The 26,074-nt window shown below is 70.5% G+C and carries 23 protein-coding genes and 1 pseudogene; 17 read left to right on the top strand and 7 right to left on the bottom strand.

What is annotated here, in order from left to right:
• The first annotated feature begins 71 nt into the window (after positions 1–71).
• From KVT44_RS45725 to KVT44_RS45705, 5 genes are all read left to right on the top strand, one after another.
• On the top strand, positions 72–323 hold the full coding sequence (locus KVT44_RS45725) for a hypothetical protein (protein WP_217574040.1): 252 nt from the start codon (positions 72–74) through the stop codon (positions 321–323).
• Positions 323–2,578 carry a cation-translocating P-type ATPase gene (locus KVT44_RS45720; protein WP_217574038.1) on the top strand — a complete coding sequence of 752 codons (2,256 nt, stop codon included), beginning with the start codon at positions 323–325 and terminating at the stop codon, positions 2,576–2,578. Before KVT44_RS45725 ends, KVT44_RS45720 begins: the two co-directional genes overlap by 1 nt.
• Entirely contained in the window at positions 2,575–3,096 is a 522-nt protein-coding gene (locus KVT44_RS45715) for a copper chaperone PCu(A)C (RefSeq protein ID WP_217574036.1), read from the top strand. Before KVT44_RS45720 ends, KVT44_RS45715 begins: the two co-directional genes overlap by 4 nt.
• A 150-nt stretch (positions 3,097–3,246) precedes the next feature.
• On the top strand, positions 3,247–3,933 hold the full coding sequence (locus KVT44_RS45710) for a hypothetical protein (protein WP_217574033.1): 687 nt from the start codon (positions 3,247–3,249) through the stop codon (positions 3,931–3,933).
• Between the two features lie 217 nt (positions 3,934–4,150).
• Positions 4,151–4,804: a sigma-70 family RNA polymerase sigma factor gene (locus KVT44_RS45705; RefSeq protein ID WP_190174164.1), complete on the top strand. Its 654-nt coding sequence runs from the start codon at positions 4,151–4,153 to the stop codon at positions 4,802–4,804.
• An 80-nt stretch (positions 4,805–4,884) separates the two neighbouring features.
• Here the strand turns inward: KVT44_RS45705 and KVT44_RS45700 are convergent, their stop codons facing one another.
• Entirely contained in the window at positions 4,885–5,388 is a 504-nt protein-coding gene (locus KVT44_RS45700; RefSeq protein ID WP_254650794.1) for a copper chaperone PCu(A)C, read from the bottom strand.
• Between the two features lie 862 nt (positions 5,389–6,250).
• On the opposite strand from KVT44_RS45700, the gene KVT44_RS45695 reads away from it, so the two are divergent.
• The 12 genes from KVT44_RS45695 to KVT44_RS45640 all read left to right on the top strand — a co-directional run bounded on the left by KVT44_RS45695 (position 6,251) and on the right by KVT44_RS45640 (position 20,832).
• Positions 6,251–7,003 (top strand): aspartyl/asparaginyl beta-hydroxylase domain-containing protein, encoded by a 753-nt coding sequence (locus KVT44_RS45695; RefSeq protein WP_217574030.1) that lies wholly within the window; start codon positions 6,251–6,253, stop codon positions 7,001–7,003.
• A gap of 228 nt (positions 7,004–7,231) precedes the next feature.
• Entirely contained in the window at positions 7,232–8,644 is a 1,413-nt protein-coding gene (locus tag KVT44_RS45690; RefSeq protein ID WP_254650793.1) for an MFS transporter, read from the top strand.
• Positions 8,645–8,726: 82 nt separating this feature from the next.
• Positions 8,727–9,851, top strand: coding sequence for a beta-ketoacyl-ACP synthase III (locus KVT44_RS45685; protein WP_254650792.1), 1,125 nt, complete (start codon positions 8,727–8,729; stop codon positions 9,849–9,851).
• Positions 9,848–10,087: an acyl carrier protein gene (locus KVT44_RS45680; protein WP_217574028.1), complete on the top strand. Its 240-nt coding sequence runs from the start codon at positions 9,848–9,850 to the stop codon at positions 10,085–10,087. Before KVT44_RS45685 ends, KVT44_RS45680 begins: the two co-directional genes overlap by 4 nt.
• Before the next feature lie 38 nt (positions 10,088–10,125).
• Positions 10,126–11,016: a TauD/TfdA family dioxygenase gene (locus KVT44_RS45675; RefSeq protein ID WP_217574026.1), complete on the top strand. Its 891-nt coding sequence runs from the start codon at positions 10,126–10,128 to the stop codon at positions 11,014–11,016.
• A complete protein-coding gene (locus KVT44_RS45670; protein ID WP_254650791.1) occupies positions 11,013–11,540 on the top strand; it encodes an FcoT family thioesterase in 528 nt (175 codons plus the stop codon). Before KVT44_RS45675 ends, KVT44_RS45670 begins: the two co-directional genes overlap by 4 nt.
• 48 nt (positions 11,541–11,588) lie before the next feature.
• Entirely contained in the window at positions 11,589–13,151 is a 1,563-nt protein-coding gene (locus tag KVT44_RS45665) for a fatty acid--CoA ligase (RefSeq protein ID WP_217574024.1), read from the top strand.
• Positions 13,152–13,183: 32 nt separating this feature from the next.
• Complete coding sequence (locus KVT44_RS45660; RefSeq protein WP_217574022.1) at positions 13,184–13,441, top strand: phosphopantetheine-binding protein; 258 nt, start codon at positions 13,184–13,186, stop codon at positions 13,439–13,441.
• A complete protein-coding gene (locus KVT44_RS45655) occupies positions 13,428–17,780 on the top strand; it encodes an amino acid adenylation domain-containing protein (RefSeq protein ID WP_254650790.1) in 4,353 nt (1,450 codons plus the stop codon). Before KVT44_RS45660 ends, KVT44_RS45655 begins: the two co-directional genes overlap by 14 nt.
• A 90-nt stretch (positions 17,781–17,870) precedes the next feature.
• Complete coding sequence (locus tag KVT44_RS45650; protein ID WP_217574020.1) at positions 17,871–18,914, top strand: ABC transporter substrate-binding protein; 1,044 nt, start codon at positions 17,871–17,873, stop codon at positions 18,912–18,914.
• A gap of 74 nt (positions 18,915–18,988) precedes the next feature.
• Entirely contained in the window at positions 18,989–19,963 is a 975-nt protein-coding gene (locus KVT44_RS45645) for an iron ABC transporter permease (RefSeq protein WP_190174173.1), read from the top strand.
• A 56-nt stretch (positions 19,964–20,019) separates the two neighbouring features.
• Entirely contained in the window at positions 20,020–20,832 is an 813-nt protein-coding gene (locus KVT44_RS45640) for an ABC transporter ATP-binding protein (protein ID WP_217574018.1), read from the top strand.
• A 7-nt stretch (positions 20,833–20,839) separates the two neighbouring features.
• Here the strand turns inward: KVT44_RS45640 and KVT44_RS45635 are convergent, their stop codons facing one another.
• The 6 genes and pseudogenes from KVT44_RS45635 to KVT44_RS45610 form a co-directional block, all read right to left on the bottom strand.
• Positions 20,840–21,436, bottom strand: coding sequence for a DJ-1/PfpI family protein (locus tag KVT44_RS45635; protein ID WP_217574016.1), 597 nt, complete (start codon positions 21,434–21,436; stop codon positions 20,840–20,842).
• Positions 21,437–21,451: 15 nt separating this feature from the next.
• A complete protein-coding gene (locus KVT44_RS45630; protein WP_190174175.1) occupies positions 21,452–21,670 on the bottom strand; it encodes a hypothetical protein in 219 nt (72 codons plus the stop codon).
• A 917-nt stretch (positions 21,671–22,587) separates the two neighbouring features.
• Positions 22,588–23,190, bottom strand: coding sequence for a hypothetical protein (locus tag KVT44_RS45625; protein ID WP_217574014.1), 603 nt, complete (start codon positions 23,188–23,190; stop codon positions 22,588–22,590).
• A 93-nt stretch (positions 23,191–23,283) separates the two neighbouring features.
• Positions 23,284–24,330, bottom strand: coding sequence for an amidohydrolase family protein (locus KVT44_RS45620; RefSeq protein ID WP_217574012.1), 1,047 nt, complete (start codon positions 24,328–24,330; stop codon positions 23,284–23,286).
• Positions 24,327–24,965: pseudogene (locus KVT44_RS45615) on the bottom strand (4-hydroxy-2-oxovalerate aldolase); the annotation flags it as partial. The pseudogene KVT44_RS45615 and the gene KVT44_RS45620, both read right to left, overlap by 4 nt.
• Positions 24,966–24,988: 23 nt before the next feature.
• Positions 24,989–25,975, bottom strand: coding sequence for an acetaldehyde dehydrogenase (acetylating) (locus KVT44_RS45610; protein WP_217574010.1), 987 nt, complete (start codon positions 25,973–25,975; stop codon positions 24,989–24,991).
• Positions 25,976–26,074: the final 99 nt, after the last annotated feature.

Below are 26,074 nucleotides of genomic sequence, written 5' to 3'. Positions count from 1 at the left end.
CCGATCCGACTACTGAACCGGTACGGCGCGATCCGACCGACGCCGTCCGACGTGACCTGGAGACGCGGTTGATGGACGAGTCCCGGCAATCCTCCCTGACCGGCGCGGGCGCGGCCCTGCGGAAAGCGGCGCCCCCGCCCGCGCTCTGCGGCTTCCTCCTGCTGCTGGCCCTGATCTTCACGGTGTCCTACGGGGTGGGTGCCGGCGCCGGTCCTGTCGCACCCGGCATGCACGGCAACGGCACGAGTCGCGACGGCGGCAATGGCGGAGGCGGAGGCGGAGGCGTGGACGACATGGGCAACATGCAGGGGGGACACGGCTGATGGGCACCGAATCGGTGAGCACTCTGGTGACGACCGATCTGACCGTCGGCGGCATGACCTGCGCCGCGTGCGTGACCCGTGTCGAGAAGAAGCTCGGCAAGCTCGACGGAGTGACGGCGACCGTGAACCTGGCCACCGGGCGGGCTCGCGTGAGCCATCCGACGGAGGTCGGCGTCGGGCAACTCGTGGCGACGATCGAGAAGGCCGGCTACACGGCCGCGCTCCCCGAGCCACCCAAGAAGCAACCACATGAGGGCGGCCGGGAGACCGAGGAAGCGCGGCAGGAGCGCGACCGGCTGCTGGTCACCGCGTTGCTCGCGGTGCCGGTGCTCGTGCTGTCGATGGTGCCCGCGCTGCAGTTCCGCAACTGGCAGTGGCTGTGTTTCATGCTGGCGGCGCCGGTCGCGGTATGGGGCGCCTGGCCCTTCCACGTACGGGCGGTACGAGGGCTGCGGCACTCGGCGGCAACCATGGACACGCTGGTCTCGCTGGGCGTGATGGCGTCCTTCTCGTGGTCGGCGTACGCGCTCTTCCTCGGGGGCGCCGGTGATCCCGGGATGCGGATGCCGTTCAGCCTCGTTCCCGCCGCCTCGGACGGCGTCGCGCACATCTATCTCGAAGCGGCCGTCGGCGTACCGCTGTTCGTGCTGGCCGGGCGGTTCCTGGAGGCGCGGGCCCGGCGCGGCACCGGGGCGGCGCTGCGATCGCTGGCCGAACTCGCCGCCAAGGAGGTGTCGGTACGCGACGGCGATTCCGAACGACTTGTTCCCATTGAGGAGTTGGAACGCGGTCAGGTCTTCGTCGTACGGCCGGGCGAGCGGGTCGCCACCGACGGACAGGTGGTGGAGGGCAGTTCGGCCGTGGACCTCTCCCTGGTCACCGGGGAGAGCGAGCCGGTCGAGGTCGGGCCGGGCTCGGCCGTGGTCGGCGGGGCCGTCAACGCCGGTGGATTGCTGCTCGTACGGGCCACGGCCGTCGGTGCCGACACTCAGCTCGCCCGCATCACCCGTCTGGTCACCGAGGCGCAGGCCGGCAAGGCGCGCGCCCAGCGGCTGGCCGACTCGGTGGCCGGTGTCTTCGTGCCCGTGGTGCTGGCGCTGGCCGTCACCGCGCTCGGGTTCTGGCTGGGCGCCGGGGCCGATCCACAGGCGGCGGTCACCGCGTGCGTGGCCGTCCTGGTCGTGGCCTGCCCCTGTGCGCTGGGCCTCGCGACCCCGACCGCGCTGATGGCCGCCACCGGCCGCGGTGCCCAGCTCGGCGTCCTCGTCACCGGCCCGCAGGCGCTGGAGGGACTTCAGCACCTCGACGCCGTCGTCCTCGACAAGACCGGCACGCTCACCACGGGCCACATGAGCGTCGCCCGAATCACCGCCGTACCGGACGGACTCGGCCGCGACGCGGTACTGCGGCTGGCGGGGGGCGTCGAGCAGGGCTCGGAACACCCACTCGGCCGGGCCGTCTCCGCCTACGCCCGGCGGGAGCTGCGCGAGCAGCGGCTGCCGGACGCGAGCGAGTTCAGTGCCCTGCCGGGGCGGGGAGTGCGCGGCCGGGTCGAGGGGCGACTGGTCGAAGTCCTCGCACCGGACGACGAGTTGCCCGCCGCGCTCGCGGCTGCCCTGCCGGTGGCCGAAGCCGCCGCGCACACGCCCGTACTGGTCCGTGTGGACGGGGTGGCCGAGGCGCTGATCGAGGTCGGGGACGTCGTACGCCCCGGAAGCTACCGGGCCGTCGACCGGCTGCGGCGGCTCGGTGTGCGGCCCGTGCTCGCCACCGGCGACCGCGAGGCGCCCGCCCAGGCTGTTGCCGCAGCCCTGGGCATCGACGAGGTGCACGCCCGCTGCACGCCCGAGGACAAGGCCGAGCTCGTACGGGAGTTGCGGGAGCAGGGCCACCGGGTCGCGGTGATCGGCGACGGCGTGAACGACGCCGCCGCGCTGGCCGGCGCCGACCTCGGGATCGCCATGGGCACCGGCACCGACGTGGCCATCGGGGCCGCCGACGTGACCCTCGTACGCGGCGACATCGAGGCCCTCGCGGACGCCGTCCTGCTGGCACGGCGCACCCTGGGCACCATCCGCGTCAACCTCGTCTGGGCCTTCGGCTACAACATCGTGACCGTACCGCTCGCCCTGGTCGGCCTGCTCAACCCCATGCTCGCAGCCGCGGCCATGTCCGCCAGTTCGGTGCTGGTGGTCGGCAACAGCCTGCGGTTGCGCGGCCGGCAGCTCTCACCCGCCCGGAGGCGTACCCGATGACTCGACAACCGGTTTGGCGTCCGACCCGCCGTCGGCTCACCGACACCCTGCTCGCCGCGCTCGCGCCCGTCGCCGTGTGCGGCCTGGCGCTCGGGGGTCTGAGCATGTGGACCGCGTACGGCAACGCGGGCAGCCCGGCCCGTATCGCGGTCACCGGAGGCCGGGTGTACCTGCCCTACGGCGACGCCCCGGACACGGCGGCCTTCTTCCGGATCACCAATAACGGCGGCTCGGCGGACCGGCTGCTGAAGGTGACGTCCCGCGCGGTCGACGGAGCCGGCACCCTCAGCCGGCATCGCATGACCGGCACTCGGTCGGCCTCCGCACAGACGGTGGCGTCGGTCGCCGTCCCGGCCGGTGGCAGCCTCGCCATGTCCCCGTACGGCCTTGATGTGACGGTCCCGGCCAAAGCGGGCTGGCAGGCCGGTGATCTCGTCTCGTTCACCTTGCATTTCGAACGCGGCGGGGCCGTGAAGACCCTGGCTGTGGTGGTCCGTCCGGGTCAGGACGGCACATGACTCCTCACCCTTAGAGGTCGGCCCGACCGCCCGCCGAGTTCCGGCAGGGCGCTGTGTCCTGTATCACTCTCTTCAGGGTGAGTGGCGGGTCCGGGTGCTGTGCGTACCCACCCGTGACGAGCGAAGCCCGGATGCGAGGATGAGGCGGTCATGACTGCTGGGTGGGGTTTGCGCACGATGCGAGCCGCGGTGTTCGCGGCCGTCTGCGTGCTGCTCGCCGCCCTCGGTCACGTACTGATGTCGGGCGCCACCGTGCCCTGGTGGACGATGGCCGCCGGGTTCGCCGCCACGACCGGCGTCGGCTGGTGTCTGGCGGGCCGTGAGCGAGGGCTCGCGCTGGTGGTGCCCGCCGCGGTCGTCGCGCAGGGGGCGCTCCACTCGGCCTTCTCGCTGGCCCAGTCGGCGGCATCGGGCGCCGGCACGGGCTCCGTGGCGCACGCGATGAGCGGCATGGACATGGGCTCCATGTCCATGGACGCGATGGACATGGGCTCCATCGGGTCCATGTCCACCGGGCGTTCGGAGCACGCGGGGCACCTCGCTCAGCTGGCTCACGGCATGGGCGGCACGTCATCGTTCGGCATGCTCGCCGCCCACGCCCTGGCGGCTGTGCTGAGTGGGCTGTGGCTGGCCTACGGCGAGAAGGCCGCGTTCCGCGTGCTGAGGGCCGTCGCGGGATGGCTGGCGGCTCCGTTGCGGCTGTCGCTCGCTCTGCCCGCCCCGCCTCGCCGACCGAGCCTGCGGCCGACGCGCGAACGTTCGGAGCGGGTGCCGCGGCTGCCGCTCGCGCACACGATCATTTCTCGGGGGCCTCCGGCCGGGATCGCTGTCGCCTGAGACAGCTGGTTTCCCGAAGCCGTCCCCATGGGCGCCGCGTCGTCGGCGCCAGGGCTTCGGGCACGGGCCGTTCACGTCGTGCGGCCCCATCCCACCTCCCGTCCCGGGACGTTTCCGCAGCGGCGAAGTCACGCCCGGCGTACCGGCGCGCGCTCGCGCGTGCCGCCGCGCTGCCGTGCCGCTGTGCCGGATCCCGGACAACCGAGAAGGACATCAGGTGATCACTCCTGTCTGCCCCGCTTCGCGCCCGAAGCGCGACGCGGGGCACAAGGCGGCGGATCAGCCCGGCTCGACGGCATCGCCCGACGATCCGGCCACCGCCTGGGCCCTCGCCGCCCGCGCCGGTGACCCGGACGCCGTCGACCGATTCGTGCGGGCCCTGCACCCCGACGTCGTTCGCTACATCACGTACCTCTCCTCCGACCGCCAGCTCGCCGACGATCTGACGCAGGACACGTTCCTGCGGGCGCTCGGCAGCCTGCACCGGTTCGAGGGACGCTCGTCGGCGCGTACGTGGCTGCTGGCCATCGCGCGTCGCACGGTGGTCGACAGTTGGCGATACGCCGCCACGCGGCCTCGGGTGGCCGACACGGACGACTGGACGATGTGGGCCGAGCGGGCCCAGCCGAGCGGCCTGCCCGGCTTCGACGACGGTGTGGCGCTGCTCGACCTGCTGAACGCGCTGCCCCCCGAGCGCCGTGAGGCGTTCGTCCTCACCCAGCTGACGGGACTTCCTTACGAGGAGGCCGCCGAGGCCAGCGGTTGTCCCATCGGGACGATCCGCTCGCGGGTGGCACGCGCCCGGGCGACCCTCGTCGAACTCCTTGTCGAGGCCGAGGAGCCGCACGTTCCTGCCGTCGTCGCCGCATGACGAAAAGGGTGCCGGTGTCCACCGTGAGCGGGGGACACCGGCACCCTTCCCGGCATCAGGCCGGCCCTGACCGCCGAGGCTCACCTCACGCCTTCGGCCACGCTCGCCCGGACGGCGACCTTCCCGCTCTGCCGGAACCACAAGAGGTAGGTCACCTGCTGCCCGGCTCTCAGCGCGGGGGGATCCAGGATCACGACCCCGAGTCCTCCCGGCGCCATACGTACCGTGCCGCCGGCCGGGACGTCGACGGCCCACACGGGATCCGTACGCCCTGTCCCGGTGCGGCGCACCGTACGGCGCAGGATGCTGACGCCCAGTTGGGGTGAGTCCGCGTACAGCAGCGTGTCCTTCGACCGGCCGGTGTTGCGGATCTCGAAGTACGCGGCGGTGGAGCCCGAGCCTGCTGGTGCCGCGATGATGCGCGCGTCGACGACCGTGATTCTGGGCGGCGGATCGCCTGCCGCGCCGGTCGCGGTGTACGCCACCAGAAGGGCCAGCGCGCCGCAGGAGGCGCCCAACAGCGGCGCGACGGCCCGTAAGAAGGTGGCGAACGGCGTGTTGTGCGTCGGGCGCATCACACGCATCAGGCTTCTCGGCTCCATACGTCAGAGGTCGGGGCGTGCTCCCTGCTGGTTCCCGGCTCCTGCCGAGCTGACCGGTTCCGCCCTGTGTCGGCGGGGAAGGACCCCTCCGGAGCCCGGATCGAACGTGGTTGCGGAACTGCCCGGACCGCGGCGGGGGAGGGGTGATCACGTGCGGGGTCTCGCACGAGAGCCGAGGGAAGGATCACCGCGGGGTTGGCCGTGGGAACAGGAGGCCGCCCGACCCGAACACCGGTGGACGAGGATCGGCAGGGCCTGGCCCCTGGGTGTTGCCACCCTGACCGTGCTGGCGGCCGGTTACGCCTGGCTGGGTTTCGTTGTGGAGGGCGTCCCCGGAGCCCTGGTGGGCTGTACCGCGGGGCTGGTGCTGAGCGGGTTGCTCCACCTGCTGGTGGATTCGGCGGTCTCGGGGCCAAGGCCGGCGCGCCGCACAGGCCGTGGCGCGGCGGAGGTCCGTGGGCGCCTTCGCGGCCGCGGGTGAACAGAACACTGTGCGAACGGTGAACAGAACACTGTGCGAACGAGGGAACTCCGTGGTCCGTCGGCGCGACTACCTGTGTCCTCAAGTGCCGCCAAGTGTCGCCACAGCAAGGGAAATCGGCCCGGAGAACGCGGGAACTCGAACCCACTCGCGACCGACTACTAGTTCGACAGCGCAGCTCAACACCCTCTGACCACCGTGCGAGGTCGGCGGGTTGAAGCGCGGAACTTCGGGCGAAGGTGGGTCGGCACACGTGGAACGCAGACGTCTGCTGCAGCGATCGTGGAGTTCGAGCGCCGGGGAACGGTGCTCCGGACGTCGACCGCTTCCGTGTGACCGGGCCGCCGAACTCCGGAGAACCGCATGACACCAGAGATAGAGAACGCCTTCGCCGCGATCAGAGCCGAGTTCGGTACGGAATCGATCGCTCGGGTCGAGCAGATGCTGGAGCCGGGCGGGAGCGAACGGCATCCGCTGCAGAAAGCGGCCAAGTGGATCATGCCGGGGCTCTCTCCCACCCCCTGGCACGACCCGTACGCCTACCCCGAACTGGCCCCGGTCGTCCATGAACTGGAGGCCAGTCATCAGGCGATCAAGAAGGAGCTGAATGCCGCATGGGCGGCCCGGCGGGAGGTTTTCTCGGACTACGAGCACTATCTGAAACGCCAGGAGGACTGGCAGGCCCTCTACCTCTTCCGTAAAGGAAGTCTCGCCGAGGAGTCGGCCGTCATGGCTCCTACCGCTTATCAGGTGCTGAAGGATGTCGCCGTCGGCACGGGCAAAATATGCCCTCTCCTGGAATGTCATTTCTCCACCCTGTTGCCGGGTGCCGTCATCGAACCCCATTGCGACCTGTGGAACTTCAGCATCAACCTGCATCTCGCGGTGGACATCCCCGACGGGTGCAGCATCACGGTCGCCGGGGAGACGCGTTCCTGGGAAGAGGGCAAGTGCCTGCTCTTCGACTATTCCTTCGAGCACGAGGCACGCAACGCGGGCACCCACCCACGGACCTGCCTGCTCATCGACCTCTGGCATCCGGAAACCACCGTCCCGGAGCGCCGGGCGCTGGTTGCCCTCATCACCGAAATCCGTCGGCTCATGGGGGAGGAGTGACTCGGGGGTAAAGAATTCGTTTAAGGAGTTCCCATTTCTAGCCGATCCGGCAGTTTCCGACTGCCGGTTCCCAGTGCTGCCCTGATATTCCTTGAATACGCAATGAGTGTCGAGAAGTCGCCCATTCCCAAGTCCGAATCGGGCTGCTACGGTGACGAAAAACCGTCGGTCTGCCGGAAATTAATTCCGTGGGAATTCCGAATACTGTGATCCCGAGGGGGGTGATCGATGATGTCCACGACGGAGTCGGCAAAGGTTCCGCTCCGAAAGTCGATCGGACTTCCTCTGCTTGTTCTGGCGTCGGGTCAGCTCGTCATCTCGCTCGACTACAACATCGTGTACGTCGCCCTGCCCGACATCGGCGCCGGGCTGGGGTTCTCCGACCACGACCTGCAGTGGGTGGTGAGCGCCTATGTCGTGGCCACCGGAGGCTTCCTGCTGCTGGGCGGCCGGGCCGCCGACCTGCTCGGCCGGCGTCGGATGTTCGTCGTCGCGGCGCTGCTGTACGCGGGGTCGTCCCTGGTGGGCGGCCTGGCTCAGACGCCCGGCGTCCTGGTCGCCGTCAGGGCGGTCCAGGGCATCGGCGGCTCCCTGCTGTTCCCGGCGACGCTGTCCCTGATCACCACCCTGTACGACGAAGGGCCCGACCGGAATCGGGCCTTGGCGGTGTGGGGTGCCGCGGGAGCCGGCGGGCTCTGCTTCGGGTCCCTCCTCGGCGGGGTCCTGGTGGAGGCGTTCGGCTGGCCGTCGGTGTTCTTCGTCAACGTGCCCGTGGCGGGAGCCCTCGCGGTGGCCGGGCGGTTGCTCTTCCCCGCGGACGGTCCATGGGACCGCTTACGGCACTTCGACGTGGCGGGTGCGCTGACCGCGACGGGCGGGATCACGCTCCTGGTGTTCCTGCTGGTGCAGGCCCCCGCGGAGGGCTGGGACACGGCCGCGGCCCTCGTGAGCGCGGTGCTGTCGGTCTGCCTGCTGACGCTCTTCGCCGTCGTGGAGCGGCGGTCCCGTGATCCGCTCGTACCGGCACGGCTGTTCGCCCACCGCGGCCTGCTCGCGGCGATGGGGGTGACCGCCCTGTTCAGCGCGACGTTCAGTTCGGTGCCGTACTTCCTGACGCTCTACTTCCAGACGGTCCACGGGTACCGCGCGGTCGCGACCGGGCTCGCGTTCCTCGTGCCCGCCGTGGTGGTGGCCGTCGGTACGCAGGCCGGCGAACGGGCCGTGTCCGCCTTCGGTATGCGCCGCATGCTGGTCGGCGGCATGACGTTGGGTGCCGCCGGAGCCGCGGCACTCGGCCTGGCCCTCACCTCGGACGGCTCGTATCCCAGCCTCCTGCCGGGAATCGTGCTGCTGGGCCTCGGCCAGGGTGCCGCGTGGACGGGGATGTGGATCGCCGCGTCCGCCGGGGTGGCCCCCGGTGACCAGGGCGTCGCCTCGGGACTGGCGTCGACCACCCTGCAGGTGGGCGGCGCGGTCGGCCTCGCCGTACTGGTCGCGCTCGCCGGTGGCGTCGGGCAGAACGCCTCCGGGCCAGGGCTCCTCGACGGCATCCGTACCGCCGTGTTCGCGATAGCGGGCGGCATCGGCTGCGGCGCGCTCGCACTGCTCGTCCTTCGCAGGGCCACCAGTACCAGTCCTTAGACACTCCTTGGACACCCCCTTCGCCTCCCAATTCCGTGTCCGGGCCTTACGGCCCGTCCTCCGTCATGCCAGGAGAATCCCCATGTCCCCTACCGCCGCGGGCTCTTACGCTCCTCCGGCCGCCGTCCTGTGCGGGCTGGCCGGATGGGTGCCGTCCCGCGTGGTGACCAACGAGCACCTCGCGCGACGGCTCGACACCGACGACGCATGGATCCGGACCCGGACCGGGATCCGCCGACGGCACGTCGTCGACCCCGGACAGTCGACGTCCGACCTGGCCGTCGAAGCCGGCCGCCGGGCACTCGCCGCCGCGACAGACAGGGTCGACGCAGTCGTCGTCGCCACGACGACCCCGGACCGCAGCTGCCCGGCCACCGCGCCCGCGGTCGCCGCACGGCTCGGTCTGACGGGGGCGGCCGCCTTCGACATCAGCGCCGTGTGTACCGGGTTCGTCTACGGCCTCGCCTCGGCCGCCGGGCTCATCGCGGCCGGCGTGGCCGAACGGGTCCTGCTCATCGGGGCGGACACCTACTCCACGATCGTGGATCCCCTCGACCGGGCCAACGAGATCATCTTCGGCGACGGCGCGGGAGCCGTCGTCCTGCGCGCCGGACACCCCGACGAGCCCGGCGCGGTCGGCCACTTCGACCTCGGCAGCGACGGCGCCCACGAGGACCTGATCACGGTCGCGGCCGGCGGCTCCCGACAGCGCTCCCGACCGGGCGAACCCAGCCGCCAGGACCGGCACTTCGCCATGCGAGGCAAGGAGGTCTACCGGCACGCCGTGACGCGCATGGCCGAGTCGGCGCGCGCCACGCTGTCCCGGGCCGGCTGGAAGATCGACGACGTCGACCACTTCGTACCCCACCAGGCCAATCTGAGGATCCTGCACTCGGTGGCCGACGACCTCGGTCTCCCTCGCGAGCGGTGCGTGACCCATGTCGAGTCCGTCGGCAACACGGGCGCCGCGTCCATCCCGCTCGCCCTCGCCGACACGGCTGCCCGCCAGGCGCTCCGGCCCGGCGCCCGGCTTCTGCTCACCGCCTTCGGAGGCGGCCTCACCTGGGGCTCCTGCCTCCTGACCTGGCCCACGCTCCCCGCGCCGGCCCATCGGTACGACCAACCGCCTCATCTGTACGACCAACCGCCCCATCCGCACGACGTACCGGCCCATCCGTACGACCAAGGAGAACGGACGACGTCATGAGCACCACCTACGACCAGCTGGTCGAGATCCTCGCGAGGCTGCACGACGCCCCGGCCGACCGGATCAGCCGTGAGGCGACCTTCGCCGAACTGGGCGTCGACTCGCTGACGATGGTCGAGATCAGCATCCGCATCGAGCGCGACCTCGGTGTGGCCGTCGGCGACGACGAATTCCGGCCCGACCTCACCCTCGGCGACCTCGCCGGGCTCGTCGACGCCCGTCAAGCGGCTGTCTGACTTCCTCCGCTCTCCCCTCCCCACGAAAGGCAGCACCCATGCGGATCAATGAGCAGCCCGGCACCGCGATCGGCGCGACGGTCGAGGGCTTCGACCATGCCACCGCCTCGTCCGCCGACATCGACGCGCTCAAAAGCACCGTCTACACCAAGAAGATCGCCGTCCTGAAGGGCCAGGACCTCTCTCCCCAGGAGTTCCTCGAACTCGGCAAGCGGCTGGGCCGCCCGGAGACCTACTACGAGCCGATGTACCACCACCCGGAGGTCACGGAGATATTCGTCTCCTCCAACGTGCCGGAGAACGGAAAGCAGATAGGCGTACCGAAGACCGGAAAGTTCTGGCACGCCGACTACCAGTTCATGCCGGACCCCTTCGGAATCACCCTGATCTACCCCCAGGTCATTCCCGAGAAGAACCGCGGCACGTATTTCATCGACATGGGGCGGGCGTACGGCAGGCTGCCCGAGGAACTCAAGAAGGAGATCGGCGGAACGTACTGCCGGCACTCGGTGCGCAAGTACTTCAAGATCCGGCCCCACGACGTCTACCGGCCGATCTCCGAGATCATCGAAGAGGTCGAACGGAAGACCCCGGCCGTCCTCCAGCCGACCACGTTCACCCACCCCTTGACCGGGGAGACAGTCCTCTACATCAGCGAGGGCTTCACCGTCGGCATCGAGGACCAGGACGGCAAGCCGCTCGACGACGAGCTGCTTGGGCGCCTGTTCGAGGCCACCGGCCAGCTCGACGAGACCTTCGAGCACGACAACATCCACCTGCAGGGTTTCGAACAGGGCGACCTGCTGGTCTGGGACAACCGCAGCCTCATCCATCGCGCCCGGCACACGACCACCCCCGAGCCGACCGTCTCCTACCGCGTCACCGTGCACGACGAGCGCAAGCTCCACGACGGGATCAAGGCGGCATGACGGCCCCCTCCATGGCCTGGCACCCCACGGACGAGGACCTGTTGGCGCAGGTTCTGGTGCCCTACAAGGACCACTGCAAATACCTCCGCTCGGCCGTCGTGACCGAGAGCGATACCGGACGAGCCCTTGCCCGCTGCGAATTCGCGATTCCGGAGTCGTGCTACATCGACGACACCGGCCACCTGAATTCCGTCGAGGTGAACATCTGCTACAACCAGATGATGTATTACCTCGTCGCCAAGTCCGTGAAGGAAGGGCTGGGCACAGGGTTCGAATCCTGGACACTGGACGACTTCTGGAAGCACCAGCTCCCGGACATCCTGATCGCCCGCTTCGCCTCCAACTTCCGGCGACCCGTCAACCCCCGTGCGTTCTCCGGGGAGATGGAATTCCGGTCCGTCACCCGGCGCGCCCCGGCAGGCGGCAGCCCGTTCCTCCACGTCGAGACCGCCTTCCGCTACTGGGACGCGGACTCGGGCCGGTGCGACGGCGAGGCCATCCTGGCGTTCGTCAACGTCCCCTGACGCGCCCTCTGCAACCCCACCCAGCGGCAAGAGAGGACGGAGACCCCCATGTCCACGGACAGGCTCCACCACCCGGAGCTCGAGACACTCGTCCAGACCACGAGCTTCCACGCACACCACCAGCCCACGACCCCCGCGGTTCTCTTCGAGGGCCGCACGGTGACGTACGAGCAACTGCACCGCGAGAGCAACCGCATCGCCCACGCCCTCCAGGCCGCCGGACTCACGCCGGGCGACCGGGTCGCGTACCTCGGCAAGGAGTCCGAGCACTACTACGAGATCTTCTTCGGCTGCGCCAAGAGCGGCACCGTGCTCGTCCCCGTCAACTGGCGGCTCACCGCCCCCGAGGTCAGCCACATCCTGCGGGACTCCGGGACCCGACTGCTCTTCCTGGAGGAGGAGTTCGGGCCGATCGTCGAGAAGATGCCGACCGCGCCCCCCGACACGGTCGTCGAGCTCGGAGTGCCCTTCGCCCTCTGGAAGGCATCCCACCCCGACACCGACCCGACACTGCACGTCACCCCCGACACCCCTGTCGCCCAGCTCTACACCAGCGGCACCACCGGTCTGCCCAAGGGCGTCGTGCTCGCCCACCGCAGCTTCTTCGCGATCCGCGACGCGCTGGCGAGCGAGGGGCTGGACTGGATCGACTGGCGCGCCGGTGACATCGCGCTGATCGGCATCCCCGGATTCCACGTCGGCGGCCTGTGGTGGGCCACGCAGAACTTCAACGCCGGAACCACGATCGTCGTGATGCGGGCCTTCGCCGCACGCCAGGCCGTCGACCTCATCCGCGACCTCGGCATCACCACCGCCTGCGTCGTCCCGGCCATGCTCCGCATGATGCTGACCGAACCCGATGGCGGCGCCAAGGACTTCACCACCCTGCGCAAGACCGTCTACGGCGGTTCCCCCATCTCCGAGGCACTGCTGGAGGAGAGCCTCGCCGTTCTCGACTGCGAGTTCGCCCAGATCTACGGCCTCACCGAGACCGGAAACACCGCCGTCTGCCTGCCACCGGCCGCCCATGTCCCCGGCGGTTCCCTCATGCAGGCGGCAGGGCGGCCGTATCCGGGAGTGGGCAGCAAGGTGATCGACGGCGAGGGGCGCGAACTTCCGCCGGGCGCGGTCGGGGAGGTCTGCCTGGCCACGCCGGCCCACATGGTCGAGTACTGGGGACTGCCCGACAAGACCGCCGAGACCCTCGTCGACGGCTGGATCCACACCGGGGACGCCGGATACATCGACGAGGACGGCTACATCTTCATCCGCGACCGCATCAAGGACGCCATCCTCGTCGCCGGCGAGAACGTCTACCCCGCCGAGATCGAGAACGTACTGGAGCACCACCCTGGCGTGGCGGAGGCCGTCGTCGTCGGCGCCCCCGACGAACGCTGGGGCGAGTACGTGCACGCCTTCGTCGTCCCCGCGCCCGGGCAGCAGCCCAGCCCCCGGGACCTGCACACCTTTCTCGTCCCGCGGCTCGCGAGCTTCAAGCTGCCCGCCCGCTACGAGTTCATCGACAGCGTCCCGCGCAACCCCAGCGGGAAGATCCTGCGCCGCGAGCTGCGCGACCGCTTCTGGGGCGACTCCACACGCAAGGTCAACTGACCTTCCACCAGGCCGGATTGAGAGAGAACGACATGCCTGCTCCCCTCACGCTGGAGGGCTTCCGCGCGGACCTGGCGGAGTTTCTGTACCAGCGGCCCGACGAAGTCGACCTCGAAGAGAACCCCATAGACGCCGGACTGGACTCCCTGCGCATCGTCACCCTCCTCGAACGGTGGCGGGAGACCGGCGCGGAGGTGACCTTCGTCGAACTCGCCGAGTGCACCTCGTTCGCCCAGTGGTGGCAGCTGCTCTCCGCACGGCAGAGGGGAGCGGACCATGCCGACGCATGACAGCGACATGGATGACACAGTGCGGCGTCATCCGTTGCTGGCCGCCCAGGAAGGGATCTGGAACGGCCAGCAGCTCGACCCGGACAGTCCCGCGTACAACACGGCCGAGTACGTGCTCATCGACGGACCGGTGGACACGGCCGTCTTCGATGCGGCCCTGCACCACGTCGTCGCGGAGACGGAGGCCCTGAACGTCGCCTTCGTCGTCGACGACCAGGGCCGCCCCTGGCAGACGGACGCCCCGGCCGGCGACTGGCGCCTGCACACGGCCGACCTCACCACCGAGCTGGACCCGCACGCGGCGGCCCTGGCCTGGATGGGCGAGGACATGGGCCGCCCCGTCGACCTCGCGCGCGGCCCCGTCTTCGGCCACGCCCTGCTGCGCATCGCACCGGAGCAGTACCTCTGGTACCACCGCGTGCACCACATCGCCCTCGACGGCTTCGGCCTGTCGCTGGTCGCTCGCCGAGTCGCCCAGGTCTACACGGCCCTGGCGGCGGGCGAGCCGGTGGCGGACAGCGGTTTCGGCACCCTGGCCGCGGTGCGGGACGAGGAACGCGCCTACCAGGAGTCGCCCCGCTTCGCCAAGGCCCGCGCCTACTGGGCGGACCGGTTCGCGGACCGGCCGCCCGTGGCGACACCCGCCGGCCGTACGGCCCTGCCCGCGCGCACGTTCCACCGGCGGGTGGCAGAGCTCGACGCGACGGAGACGGAGGCCCTGCGCGCCGTTGCCCGGGACCTGAAACTCACCTGGTCCGAGGTGCTGTTGGCCGTGACGGCGGCCCAGCTGCACCATGCGACCGGCGCACCGGAGATCGTCCTCAGCCTGCCGGCGATGGGACGCCTGGGCTCCGTATCGCTGCGCGTTCCCTGCATGGTGCGCAACATCCTGCCCCTGCGCGTCGCGGTCACCCGGTCGGACAGCCTGCGCGACCTCGCGGCCCGGATCTCCCGCGAGCTCCGCGCCGGACTGCCGCACCAGCGCTACCGCTACGAACAACTGCGGCGCGACCTCAAGCTCGTCGGCGGACAGCGCCGGCTGTCCGGTCCCGGCGTCAACATCATGCCCTTCGAGTACGACCTGCGGTTCGCCGGACACCGCAGCACGGTGCACAACGTCTCCGCGGGTCCCGTCGACGACCTGTCGGTCAACGTCTACGACCATTCCGAGGGCGGGGGACTGCGCATCGCCGTGGACGCCAACCCCGACCTCTACGACGAGGCGGACGTCGCCGTATTCCAGGAGGGACTGCTCTCCCTGCTCGGGGAGGCAGTCGCCGCCCCCGACCGGGTGCTCGGCGATCTGCGTGCACGCGAGCCCGTCCCGGTACTGGACGGCGGGCCGCTGCCCGGCCCCGTCCGCCCGGTCCTCGGCCTGATCGCCGACCACGCCGCCCGACGAGGCGGCTCCGTCGCCGTCGCGCACGACGGCGACTGCATCACGTATGCCCAACTCTTCGGGTCGGCACGTGCGCTCGCCCGCCGACTGGCTGCCCGCCGGGTCGGCCACGGCGACCTGGTGGCCGTCGTTCTGCCGCGCGGCATCGACGCGATCACCGCCATCCTCGGCGTCCTGCTCTCCGGTGCCGCCTACTGCCCGCTCGATCCGACGGCGCCCCCGGCCCGCAGGGCGGAACTACTGGACGACGCCCGACCGGCCCTGGTCCTCACCACCAACTCCTACGCCGACGACTTCGGGGACCGGATCGTTCTGCGATACGACCAGCCGGAACCCGAGTCCGGAGCGGCCCAGCCGACGACACCGACGACGACGCCGGAGGACCTCGCCTATGTCCTCCACACCTCGGGCTCCACAGGGCGCCCCAAGGGCGTCGAGATCGGCCACCGCGCCCTCGCGCACTTCGTCGCAGGCGCCACGCACCGCTACGGCCTTCACCGCCGGGACCGCGTCCTGCAGTTCGCCCCTCTGCACTTCGACACCAGCGTCGAGGAAATCTTCCTCACGCTGTGCGCGGGAGCCACGCTCGTCGTCCGCGGCGACGACATGACCGAGTCGGTCCCCGGGTTCCTGGAGGCCTGCGCACGGCTGCGGATCAGCTTCCTCGACCTGCCCACGGCCTACTGGCACGAACTCGCCTACGCCGTCTCGACCGGCGCCGTCACTCTGCCCGCCGACGTGCGCACCGTCGTCATCGGCGGCGAGGCGGCCCTCCCCGAGCGGGTCGACCGCTGGTGCAAGGCCGTCGGGACGTCGGTCCGGCTGCTGAACACCTACGGCCCGACCGAGGCCACCGTGGTCGCCACCGTAGCCGACCTCCACGACCCCTCGCTCGCCCCGGGAGACGTGCCCATCGGGCTGCCGCTGCCCGGCACCCGAGCCGCGGTCGTCGACGGCGAACTCCACCTCCTGGGCGACAACCTGGCCCTCGGCTACCGCGGAGACCGGCCACCGGACACCTCCCGCTTCGCCCCTCTCGACCAGCTCCCCGGAGCACCCCGCGCCTACCGCACAGGCGACCTCGTACGGATCGGCGACGACGGGCAACTGCGCTACCTGGGCCGGTCGGACACCGAGTTCAAGATCAGCGGACATCGTGTGCACCCGGCCGAGGTCGAGGGCGCCCTCCTCAGTCACCCGGGAGTCCGTGGCACGGCTGTCGTAGGGCAGGTGCTGGGGGATGGGACGCGGCGCTTGGTCGCGTACGTCGTCCCGGACGGGCCCGCCCCGGCGGTGGCGGGGATCCGCGACCACCTCCGGAAGACGCTGCCCGCGGCGATGATCCCGGCGGCCGTCGAGTTTCGTGACCGCCTGCCCCGGACGAGCTCAGGGAAGATCGACAGGAACGCGCTCGCCACGACGGCACCCGCCCCCGATGTGTGGGCGGCCTCTTCCGACAGCACACTGGAGCGCACCATCTCCGCCGTCTGGCAACAGGCGCTCGGCGTGGCCGCCGTCTCCGCGCGGGACGACGTGTTCGACCTGGGGGCCCACTCGCTCCAGGCCATCCAGGTCGCCAACCGCCTCGGCGTCGAACTGCGCCGTGACGTGAAGGTCGCCTGGCTCTTCCAGTACCCGACCCCCGCCGAGTTGGCGATCTTCCTGGAGCAACGGGAGCAGCCTCGACCGGCCGCTCCCGGCCTTCCGGCAGCCTTGCTCGCCGACACCGTCCTCGATCCGGACATCCGCCCCGGCGACGGCCCCCGGGCGAGCGGCACACCGGACAGAGTCCTGCTCACCGGCGCCACCGGCTTCGTCGGCGTACACCTGCTGGCCGAACTCCTGACGAGCACCGGCGCGGAGGTCGTCTGCACCGTTCGCGCCGCGAGCCCCGCCGAGGCCACCGCCCGCATCCACCAGGCCCTGGAAACCCACCTGATCAACCTCCCGGACGCGGCGCGCCAACGCATCACGGCGGTCCCCGCGGACCTCACCCGCCCCCACCTCGGCCTGGACGACGCGCTCTTCGCCGAACTCGCCCACACCTGCGGGGCGATCATCCACAATGCGGCGACCGTCAGCATCATGCGCGAGTACGCCACCCTCCGCGCCGCCAACACCGAGTCCACCCGGGACCTGCTGCGCATGGCGGCCGTGCGCTCGACCCCCCTGCACTTCGTGTCGACCCTCTCCGTCGCCCCGCCCCTCGCCCTCGCCCCGGAGGTACCGGAGGCGTTCCTCCCGGCCCATCCCGGACTGCGCTACGGCTACCAGCAGTCGAAGTGGGCGGCCGAGCGCCTGCTGGAACAAGCCGCGGAGAGGGGCCTGCCGGTCACCGTGCACCGGCTCGGTCGAATCGTCGGCCCGTACACCACCGGTTACGTGAACGAGCGGGATTTCCTCTGGAGCGTGGTGCGCGCGGGGGCTCCCGCCGGCATCGTCCCCGACCTGTTCGAGGAGGAGACCTGGACGCCCGTCGACCACGTCGCCCAGGCCCTCGTCCACCTCTGCCTCGGACAGCCCGCACCGGGCGCGATCGTCTTCAACCACGCCGCCGGCGAGCTGGTGAGACTGGGTGACGTGTACGACTGGCTGGAGGAGTACGGCTACCCGCTGCGGCGTATGCCGTTGGCCCGGTGGCGTGCCGAACTGCCCCGCTCGTCCGGTGACTCCGGCGACTCCGATGGGTCCGGCGTGGCGGCGACCACGCTCGCCTTCTTCGACTCCTGGGACGCGAACGCCGACGACGCGACCGGGCCCGACCTGCGCCTGGGACGCGTCCGCGCCGACAACGTCGTGCACGGTCTGCGCGGCAGCGGCATCACCTGCCCGCCCGTCGACCGCGACCTCATCTTCCGCTACCTCGACCACTGCGTCACCACCGGAACCCTGCCCGCCCCGGCCGGGAAACAGTTCCACTCCGCCACGCCCGCAAGGTAGTTGGGCATGTCCGGGAACTCAGGGGCTCCACCCCCCGACTACTGCAACAGAACCCGACGCCTCACGAACACCCCGTAACAAGGAGCCAGCATGTCGAATAAACGGCCGGTCGCCGTCGCCCTGGCCGGCGCCCTCTGTCTGGTCACGACGGCATGCGCCGACTCGTCGACCGACAACGGCGCCGCCACCGGCGGCAAGGCGTCCGCGGCGGCTGCGAAGTCCGGCTACCCGGTGACCTTCGACAACTGTGGGGTGTCCGAGAAGTTCACCGAGGAGCCCAGCCGGGTGGTCGTGATGAACGGCGCCTCGGTGGCCGAGGTCTCCACGCTGCTCTCCCTCGGCGTCGGCGACCGCATCGTCGCCAACCAGCAGAGCTACGGGATGTCCGAGGTGGCGGGCCGCGCCAAGGCCATCAAGGCCCTGCCGACCGGCGACGTCAAGCTCAACGACGCGTACGACATTCCGCGCGAGGCGATGATCGGGCTGCGGCCTGACCTGGTGCTGTCCACGACTTCGTACGGCTTCGACGAGAAGAACGGCTTCGCCACCCGAGACCAGCTCAAGCAGGTGGGCGCGGGCACCTACGTCTCCCCACAGGGCTGCGACCAGGACACCTCCAAGATGACCATCGCCGACAGCTACACGCTGCTGCGCGACATGGGCAGGATCTTCAACGTCAGCGACCGCGCCGAGAAGCTGATCGCCGCGTCGGAGAAGAACATCGCCGACGTCTCCGCGAAGGTGCAGGGCGACAAGCAGCCCAAGGTCATGATCCTGTTCTCCAACATGGCCATGGGCGGCAACGACTTCAGCTCGGTCGTCGCCAAGGGCATCTACAACGACATCCTCGCCAAGGCCGGCGGCAGCAACGCCTTCGCGTCGGCATCCAAGACCTCCTTCGCCGACCTGAGCAAGGAGAAGGTGGCCGCCACCGACGTCGACGCGCTCGTCGTCATCGGCTACAACGACCCGAACCCGGCGGCCTACGCCAAGAAACTGCTGAAGGAGTTCCCCCAGTGGCCGGCCGCGAAGAACAACAAGTACGTGGCCCTGTCCGACTCGATGTACCTCGGCCCCAGCAACGACCTGGCCGTCGAGAAGGTCGCCAAGATGCTGCACCCCGACAAGTTCTGAGCCCGAGTCCGATTCCGAGCCGCCTGCGGCTGCCGCTCGCGGTTGTCGGCCTGCTGGTCGTCCTCGTCGGCGTCATGGTGGTGGCGGTGAGCATCGGCGCGGTGAACATCCCGGTGGGTGACGTGTGGGGAATCCTCCTGCACCACGTCACCGGCCGGGGAGCCACCGGCGACCCGGCGCTGGACCAGATCGTGTGGACCTTCCGGGCACCTCGCGTCGCCCTGGCCGCTCTGGTCGGCGCGGGCCTCGCCGTCGCCGGGGCGGTGCTCCAGACCCTGGTCTCCAACCCGCTCGCCGACCCGGTCGTCCTGGGCTTCTCCTACGGTGCCTCCCTGGGCGCCGTACTGGTCATCACCCTGGGCGGTGTCGCGCTCGGCGGGCTGGGCGGTCTCGGTGTGTCCGGCGCGGCGTTCGTCGGGGCCCTCGCGGCCGGGGCCCTGGTCTTCGCCCTGGGACAACGCCAGGGCCGACTGGCCCCGACCCGGCTGGTGCTGGCGGGGGTCGCGGTCGGCTATGTCCTGCTGTCGGTGACGAGCTTCGTCCAGTTGCTGGCGACGCCCACCGAACTGCGGACGGTGATGTTCTGGATGCTCGGCAGCGTCGCCGGCGCCCAGTGGAGCCAACTGCCCACGGTCTCGGTGGTGGTCCTGACGAGCACCGTCGTGCTGACCCTGTTCGGCCGTCGCCTCAACGCCCTGCTGGCCGGCGACGAGTCCGCGACCGCGCTCGGCGTGGACGTCAACCGGCTGCGCGCCGTCCTGCTGGTGATCAGCGCGCTGCTCACCGGCACCGTCATCGCCGTTGCCGGCGGCGTGGGCTTCGTCGGCCTGATGATCCCCCACCTGGTCCGCCTCACCACCGGCGCGGACCACCGCAGACTGCTGCCCCTGACCGCACTCCTGGGCGCCATCTACCTGGTCCTCGTCGACCTGCTCTCCCGCACCGTCAACCGCCCCAACGAACTGCCGCTGGGCATCCTCACCGCCCTGCTCGGCGCCCCTTTCTTCCTGTGGCTGCTGCGCCGCAACAAGGGCCTGGACACCGTATGAAGGCCTGGACACCGCATGGGAGGGCCTGGACACCGTATGAAGAGCCTGGACGGCGTATGAAACTGACCGTGGACCAGCTCCACATCACCCTGGACCGCAAGCAGATCCTCCGCGATGTGCACCTGGAGGCCGCCAAGGGCGACATCGTCGGGCTCGTGGGCCCCAACGGCAGCGGTAAGTCCACCCTGCTCCGCACGGTCTACCGCTCGCTGCGGCCGGCCGACGGCGTGGTCAGGGTGGGCGGCGACGACGTATGGGAACTGTCTGCTCGTACCGCCGCCCGCCGCACGGCGGCCGTCCTGCAGGATGCCGGCACCACGACGGGCCTGACCGTGACCGAGATCGTCGCCCTGGGGCGCACGCCTCACCACGGGCTGATGGGCCGGGACGGCGCCGAGGACCGCGAGGCCGTGGCCGAGGCGGTCGAGCGCTGCGGTGTCGGCCCCTTCGCGGGCCGCGACTACGCCACCCTCTCCGGCGGCGAACGCCAGCGCGTCCTGCTGGCTCGCGCCCTCGCCCAACGACCCCGGCTCCTGGTCCTGGACGAACTCACCAACCACCTCGACATCCGCGCCCGGTTCGAGCTCCTGGACCTGATCCGCAGCACAGGGATCACCACCCTGGCGGTCCTGCACGACCTCGACCTGGCCGACCGGCTCTGCGACCACCTCGTCGTGCTCCACGAAGGCGCGGTGGTGGCGGCGGGACCCGTGCTGGAGGTCCTGACACCGGACCTCCTGTGCGACGTCTTCGGCGTACGGGGCACCACGGATCGACACCCCGACGGCGTCGTCCGCATCACGTATGCCGCCCAGCCGCTCGCCTTCGCCCAGGAGCCCGCGCCCGAGCCCGAGCCTGCGGAGCGGTGACGCCCTGTCACGCGCGGGGCGGCTCGTACTGGATTCCGTTCCGGGTCAGCTCGCACTCCTCGGCCCCGCCGAAACGACCGACGAGATGCAGCGCCATGTCGATCCCGGCCGACACACCGGCGGAGGTGACGATGTCGCCGGCGTCGACGTATCGCTGCCCGGCTCGTAGGTCGACCGAGCTGTCGATCTTCGCAAGCTTGTCGAGGTGGTTCCGGTGGGTGGTGGCCGGCCGGTCCGCCAGCAGACCGGCGGCCGCGAGGACGAGCGAGCCGGTGCACACACTCGCCAAGACCGTTCCCTGCCGACGCAGTTCCCTCAGCCAGGCCAGGTGTGGCTCCTCCTTCACCAGGGTGCGGGTGCCGTCACCTCCGGGATGCACCAGCAGATCGAGCGGCGGTGCCGTGGTCAGATCGTGATCCGCGACGAGACCGAGCCCCTTGGCACACCGCACCACACCCGCCCTGGGCCCGAGGGTCAGGACCCGCACCGGAGACGACGCGATGTGGGCGGCCCAGAACCCCAGTACCTCCCAAGGCCCGGCGACGTCGAGTTCCTCGGCGCCCTCGAAGAGGAGGACGCCGACGGCCAGGGTGTCGTCGTTCACGGAGTCGTGCCGGCGTCAGGCCGACGCCACCATGAGCCGGTCCAGGGCGCCGGCCTTGGCCTGGGCGACGAGGTCGGCGAACTGCTCCTCGCTCATCTGCACCTGCTGTCCGAAGTCGTCGGTGATGCGTACCCGCTTGTCCTCGGGAGCATCCGGGTCCAGGAAGAGCTGGGGACAACCGCAGTTGCAGTCGCCGCAGAAGGTCGCGATCGGTTCCGGGTTCACGTCAGCCATCTGTGCCACCTCGTCGCTTCCGCCGCGCCGGTCGGTCCGGCACGTCAACGATGCCCGGCATGCGGCCCACGACAAACGGGCTCAACACATGATAAAAACCACGCCAGTTGGCGGGAACTGACCGCGACTGCCGAACGACTCACGCAGTGGGCGGGGTGTGCGAAAGGGCACTCGTGCGGGCCGGGAGATCACGACCGTACGGCGGCAAGTATCCCCCTGCACGCGTCGGCGGCCCGTCCGGTCGCGTCGGCGCAGACGCGGCAGTGCTCGTGGTGGGGAGCGTGCTGTCGGCACAGGTCATGACGGCGGCGAGAGCACGCTCCCCAGGACCATCGAGACTCCCCAGCCCTATGGGCGAAATTCGGCGAATTGAGTGGAGAGCGGGGCCTGCTCCCAGGAAGGATTCCTCCCGTGGATCCGATGGATCCGATGCTCACCGATATGCCCTCCGGCCGGTTGGACACCTTGAGCAGCACCCGTTTCACTGGGAGAACGGGGAGCGGCTGATCGGCTTCATCAAGGACGTGCGCGATTGCCACACCACAGAGGACTTCGTGACGTTCCAGAGGGAACTTCTGCATGCCACGCTTGCCGCGAATGTTGCGCGTGCGGAGTGCTCGCGAGTGATCAAGCGCCTCAGGACGGGGCAGTCGCCGCCTGCCGGCGCTCCCTGTCTCGTTGTTGGTGATCCTCACGACTTGGGCGACCGGCTTGCGAATGGAGTCCGAAGTCCTGGAGCGTGTAGCATGCCGGCCGCGCTACACGTCGAGACCGGCGTGCCCTACGCCGCAGACGCGGCGCTACTCGAAGCCGACGTGTGCGTATGGCGTGTGGTCCGCGTTCTCGCAGTCATCGGCAGATTCCGCGAGCGGATCCAGCATCCCGCCCATCGCTGCAGGAATCCGGAAGCCGCCGCCCTAAGCAATCCAGTCCTCGCTGTGCCGATGGCGATCCAGCCCCACGGTTGCGAACTCGTCCGTGGCCGCATCTGCCACCACCCCCAGCCTCCGGAGGGCCTGCGAGATCGGGCTGCCGACGGATCCGAAGGGCTGGCCCTCCGCTACATGGAGTGGTCCCAGTACGACGGCCCCATCAGCCCAGACGGCAGCGCGTTGCTCGCCGACACCGCCGAAGTACTCCGCTTCCACATAGGCCACCACTCCGGCGGCTGACCAGTCCGCAAGCCGCTTGTCGAACCCTCCCGGAAGCCGCCAGAACCCCAGAGAGCCCACGGTGCCGTCCGTTGCAGCATCGAAGAGCTGGTCCGTCATCGGCATCAGGGACAGGTCCCGGCCGAGAGAGACCACCCGAGCGGCAGGCAAGTCCCGTGAGGCGCCACGCAGCACCTCGTCTCTGGCGATGACTGCCTGCAGTTCATAACCCACCCCAACGCCCCCTCCACCGATCGGAAGCCCCATCTTGTCGCACGCGGTGACGTCGAACCCGCTGGTTTCCGGGCGTGACCTCAGCCTGGCCATCGACGCCCGGCCACCCGGGATCAGTTGAAGAGCTACGCGCATCGCGACAGCACGCGGTGATCGCGGGCGCGGTCGATGGCGACGCCTTCCTCGGCTTCCTCGGACTCCGGGTGGGGGAGGTCTTGGGGACCTTCCTCAATCGGTGCCGGGTTGGACGAGCTTGAAGACGAGGCGGGCGGCGGCCCGTTGGGCGGCCTGGCGCAGGCGTGTGGGGACCGGACGAACCGGAGTCGATGCGGGGGAGGCGGCCAGGCGGGGGAACAGGGCTTCGGCGTTGCCGCGGTTGACGGCCTGGAGGAGGTCGGGGTCCACGCCGGTGTCGAGGCCGCCCGCGAAGTACTGGCCGGCCGGGGTGGGGGCGAAGGGCCAGTCGCTGCCGAAGAGGACGTGGCCGGGGCGGGCGAAGGCGAGCAGGGTGGGCAGGGCGGCGGGACTGGAGGACAGTGCGGTGTCGAAGTAGAAGCCGCGGAAGTCGTCCAGCACGTCCAGGGGGCTGCGTCCGGTGTCGCCCGCGATGGCGACGGCCATGCGGTGAGAGGCGTAGGGCACGAAGCCGCCGGCGTGGCTGAGGATGAACCGGATGTTCGGGTACGTGCGCGCGATGCCGTTGCGTACGAGGAGGTACGCGGCCCGGGTCGTGTCCAGGAGGAAGTCGGCGGCGAACGGCGGGATGCCCTGGACGGCCGGTGCAGGCAACTCGGCGGGGTGTACGAAGACGACCGCGCCCCGCTCGTCCAGGACCCGCCACAGCGCGTCCTGGCCGCCTGCGCCGAGGTAGGCGCCCTGGTTGTTGGCCAGCAGGGTGACCCCGTCGGCGCCGAGTTCGTCCATCGCCCGCCGGGCTTCGGCGGCGGAGGCGGTGGTATCGGGCATGGGCAGGGTGGCGAAGTACCCGAAACGGCCCGCGTGATCGGCGGCGAGGGACGCGGAGCAGTCGTTGAGCCGTCGCGCCAGGTCGGCGGCCTCGCCCGGGTCGGTGAGGAAGCCGGTGCCGGGGGTGGAGACGGACACGATGGCCGTGGTGGTGCCCAGCAGGTCCATCAGTTCCAGCGCGGCCTGCGGGCTCCACCCGGGCAGGGCGCGACCGCCGGCTTCGGCGATGCCCGCCTTGGTGAGGAGGCCGCGGTAGAAGGCGGGGACGATGTGCTGGTGGACGTCGACCCGGCCTGCCCCGGCGGTCATGACATGGCCTCCTGGGCGGTGAGCAGGTCGAGGGCCACGTCGGTGATCATGTCTTCCTGGCCGCCGACCATGCCGCGTCGGCCGACCTCGACGAGGAGGCTGCGGGCGTGGATGCCGTAGCGGGCCGAGGCCGCCTCGGCGTGGCGCAGGAAGCTGGAGTACACGCCGGCGTAGCCCAGGGTGAGCGTCTCGCGGTCGACCTGGACGGGGCGGTCCTGGAGCGGTCGTACGAGATCGTCGGCCGCGTCCTGCAGGGCGAACAGGTCGTAGCCGTGCGCGAGTCCGAGCTTGTCGGCGGCGGCGACGAACACCTCCAGGGGCGCGTTGCCGGCCCCGGCTCCCATGCCCGCGAGGGAGGCGTCGACGCGTTCGGCGACGTCCCGCATGGTCAGGGCGCCGCCGGAGTCCACGACGTAGACGCAGGCGGCGCCGTAGCCCTCCATCAGCTTCGCCTGATGGGCGAGGCCGGCCGGGTCGGTCATGTGACTCATCATCAGGAAGCCGACGGTGTCCATGCCCAGCTCCCGTGCCGCCGCGATGTGCTGGGCGGAGATGTCGGCCTCGGTGCAGTGCGTGGCCCCCCGGACGACTGTCGCGCCCGCGCTGTGGGCGTCGCGCATACCGTCCCGCAGGGTGACGTCGCTGATGTGGAGCCGGTTCATCGGGCGACTCCCGCGGTGGTCTGCGCGTGCTGGGCGTACGGGGAGTGCTGGGTGTGCTGGGCGATGCGCTCGGCGGCGGCGACGGCCGCGGAGGTCATGATGTCGAGGTTCCCGGCGTAGGCGGGCAGATGGTCGGCGGCGCCGGTGACTTCGAGCATCACGGTCACCTTGGTGCCGGTGAACTTCCCCGTCTGCGGGATGTGCAGGGGGTCGTCCGGGCCGTATGTGTCGAACTGGACCCGCTGTTTGAGCCGGTAGCCGGGTACATGGGCGTGGACCTTCTCGGCCATGGCCAGGATGCTGTTCTCGATGGCGGTGTGGTCGCAGTCGCCCTCGACCAGGCAGTACACGGTGTCGCGCATCAGCAGCGGCGGCTCGGCCGGGTTGAGGATGATGACGGCCTTGCTGCGCCGGGCTCCGGCGACCTCGCGCAGAGCTCGTGACGTGGTCTCGGTGAACTCGTCGATGTTGGCACGGGTGCCGGGCCCGGCGGACCGGGCGGCGATGGAGGAGACGATCTCCGCGTAGGCGACGGGGGCGACTTGGGCGACGGAGGCGGCCATGGGGACGGTGGCCTGGCCGCCGCAGGGGGACATGTTCAGGTTCGGGGCGTCGAGATGCGCGTCGAGGGTCACCACCGGCACGCAGTACGGGCCGAACGCGGCGGGGGTGAGATCGAGGACCCGTACGCCGGTGGGCTCCAGCTTGGTCCAGTTCGCCCGGTGGGCGGAGGCGGAGGTGGCGTCGAAGACCAGCTTGACGTCCGCGAATTCGGGCAGGGACAGGAGTCCGTCGACGCCGTCGGCGGTGGTGGCGATGCCCAGGCGGCGGGCGCGGGCCAGACCGTCGGAGGCGGGGTCGATGCCGACCATCGCGCCCATCGTCAGCGCGCCGGAACCGCGCAGGATCTTGGTCATCAGGTCGGTGCCGATGTTGCCGGAGCCGATGACGGCGACCGGCCACGGGTCGGGGGCAGGTGGCATGGAGGGTCTCCTCGGGTCTTCCTCAGGTGAAGGTCACCGACACCGGGCCGAGGGCGGTGAAGCGTGCCTCGATCTTCTGGCCGGCGCTGACGAAGGGGG

It is taken from the genome of Streptomyces sp. GbtcB7 (assembly GCF_019091445.1).
Taxonomy (GTDB): Bacteria; Actinomycetota; Actinomycetes; order Streptomycetales; family Streptomycetaceae; genus Streptomyces; species Streptomyces mirabilis.
This window is presented reverse-complemented; position numbering and strand designations above follow the sequence as displayed.

What these genes read in the sequence shown, in the direction of transcription:
- KVT44_RS45715 (WP_217574036.1), top strand. Translation starts at nt 2,575, where the DNA reads ATGACTCGACAACCGGTTTGGCGTCCGACCCGCCGTCGGCTCACCGAC.
- KVT44_RS45650 (WP_217574020.1), top strand. Translation starts at nt 17,871, where the DNA reads ATGTCGAATAAACGGCCGGTCGCCGTCGCCCTGGCCGGCGCCCTCTGT.
- KVT44_RS45690 (WP_254650793.1), top strand. Translation starts at nt 7,232, where the DNA reads ATGATGTCCACGACGGAGTCGGCAAAGGTTCCGCTCCGAAAGTCGATC.
- KVT44_RS45720 (WP_217574038.1), top strand. Translation starts at nt 323, where the DNA reads ATGGGCACCGAATCGGTGAGCACTCTGGTGACGACCGATCTGACCGTC.
- KVT44_RS45610 (WP_217574010.1), bottom strand. Translation starts at nt 25,975, where the DNA reads ATGCCACCTGCCCCCGACCCGTGGCCGGTCGCCGTCATCGGCTCCGGC.
- KVT44_RS45685 (WP_254650792.1), top strand. Translation starts at nt 8,727, where the DNA reads ATGTCCCCTACCGCCGCGGGCTCTTACGCTCCTCCGGCCGCCGTCCTG.
- KVT44_RS45695 (WP_217574030.1), top strand. Translation starts at nt 6,251, where the DNA reads ATGACACCAGAGATAGAGAACGCCTTCGCCGCGATCAGAGCCGAGTTC.
- KVT44_RS45675 (WP_217574026.1), top strand. Translation starts at nt 10,126, where the DNA reads ATGCGGATCAATGAGCAGCCCGGCACCGCGATCGGCGCGACGGTCGAG.
- KVT44_RS45710 (WP_217574033.1), top strand. Translation starts at nt 3,247, where the DNA reads ATGACTGCTGGGTGGGGTTTGCGCACGATGCGAGCCGCGGTGTTCGCG.
- KVT44_RS45725 (WP_217574040.1), top strand. Translation starts at nt 72, where the DNA reads ATGGACGAGTCCCGGCAATCCTCCCTGACCGGCGCGGGCGCGGCCCTG.
- KVT44_RS45655 (WP_254650790.1), top strand. Translation starts at nt 13,428, where the DNA reads ATGCCGACGCATGACAGCGACATGGATGACACAGTGCGGCGTCATCCG.
- KVT44_RS45680 (WP_217574028.1), top strand. Translation starts at nt 9,848, where the DNA reads ATGAGCACCACCTACGACCAGCTGGTCGAGATCCTCGCGAGGCTGCAC.
- KVT44_RS45645 (WP_190174173.1), top strand. Translation starts at nt 18,989, where the DNA reads ATGGTGGTGGCGGTGAGCATCGGCGCGGTGAACATCCCGGTGGGTGAC.
- KVT44_RS45660 (WP_217574022.1), top strand. Translation starts at nt 13,184, where the DNA reads ATGCCTGCTCCCCTCACGCTGGAGGGCTTCCGCGCGGACCTGGCGGAG.
- KVT44_RS45640 (WP_217574018.1), top strand. Translation starts at nt 20,020, where the DNA reads ATGAAACTGACCGTGGACCAGCTCCACATCACCCTGGACCGCAAGCAG.
- KVT44_RS45625 (WP_217574014.1), bottom strand. Translation starts at nt 23,190, where the DNA reads ATGCGCGTAGCTCTTCAACTGATCCCGGGTGGCCGGGCGTCGATGGCC.
- KVT44_RS45620 (WP_217574012.1), bottom strand. Translation starts at nt 24,330, where the DNA reads ATGACCGCCGGGGCAGGCCGGGTCGACGTCCACCAGCACATCGTCCCC.
- KVT44_RS45700 (WP_254650794.1), bottom strand. Translation starts at nt 5,388, where the DNA reads ATGCGTGTGATGCGCCCGACGCACAACACGCCGTTCGCCACCTTCTTA.
- KVT44_RS45630 (WP_190174175.1), bottom strand. Translation starts at nt 21,670, where the DNA reads ATGGCTGACGTGAACCCGGAACCGATCGCGACCTTCTGCGGCGACTGC.
- KVT44_RS45670 (WP_254650791.1), top strand. Translation starts at nt 11,013, where the DNA reads ATGACGGCCCCCTCCATGGCCTGGCACCCCACGGACGAGGACCTGTTG.
- KVT44_RS45665 (WP_217574024.1), top strand. Translation starts at nt 11,589, where the DNA reads ATGTCCACGGACAGGCTCCACCACCCGGAGCTCGAGACACTCGTCCAG.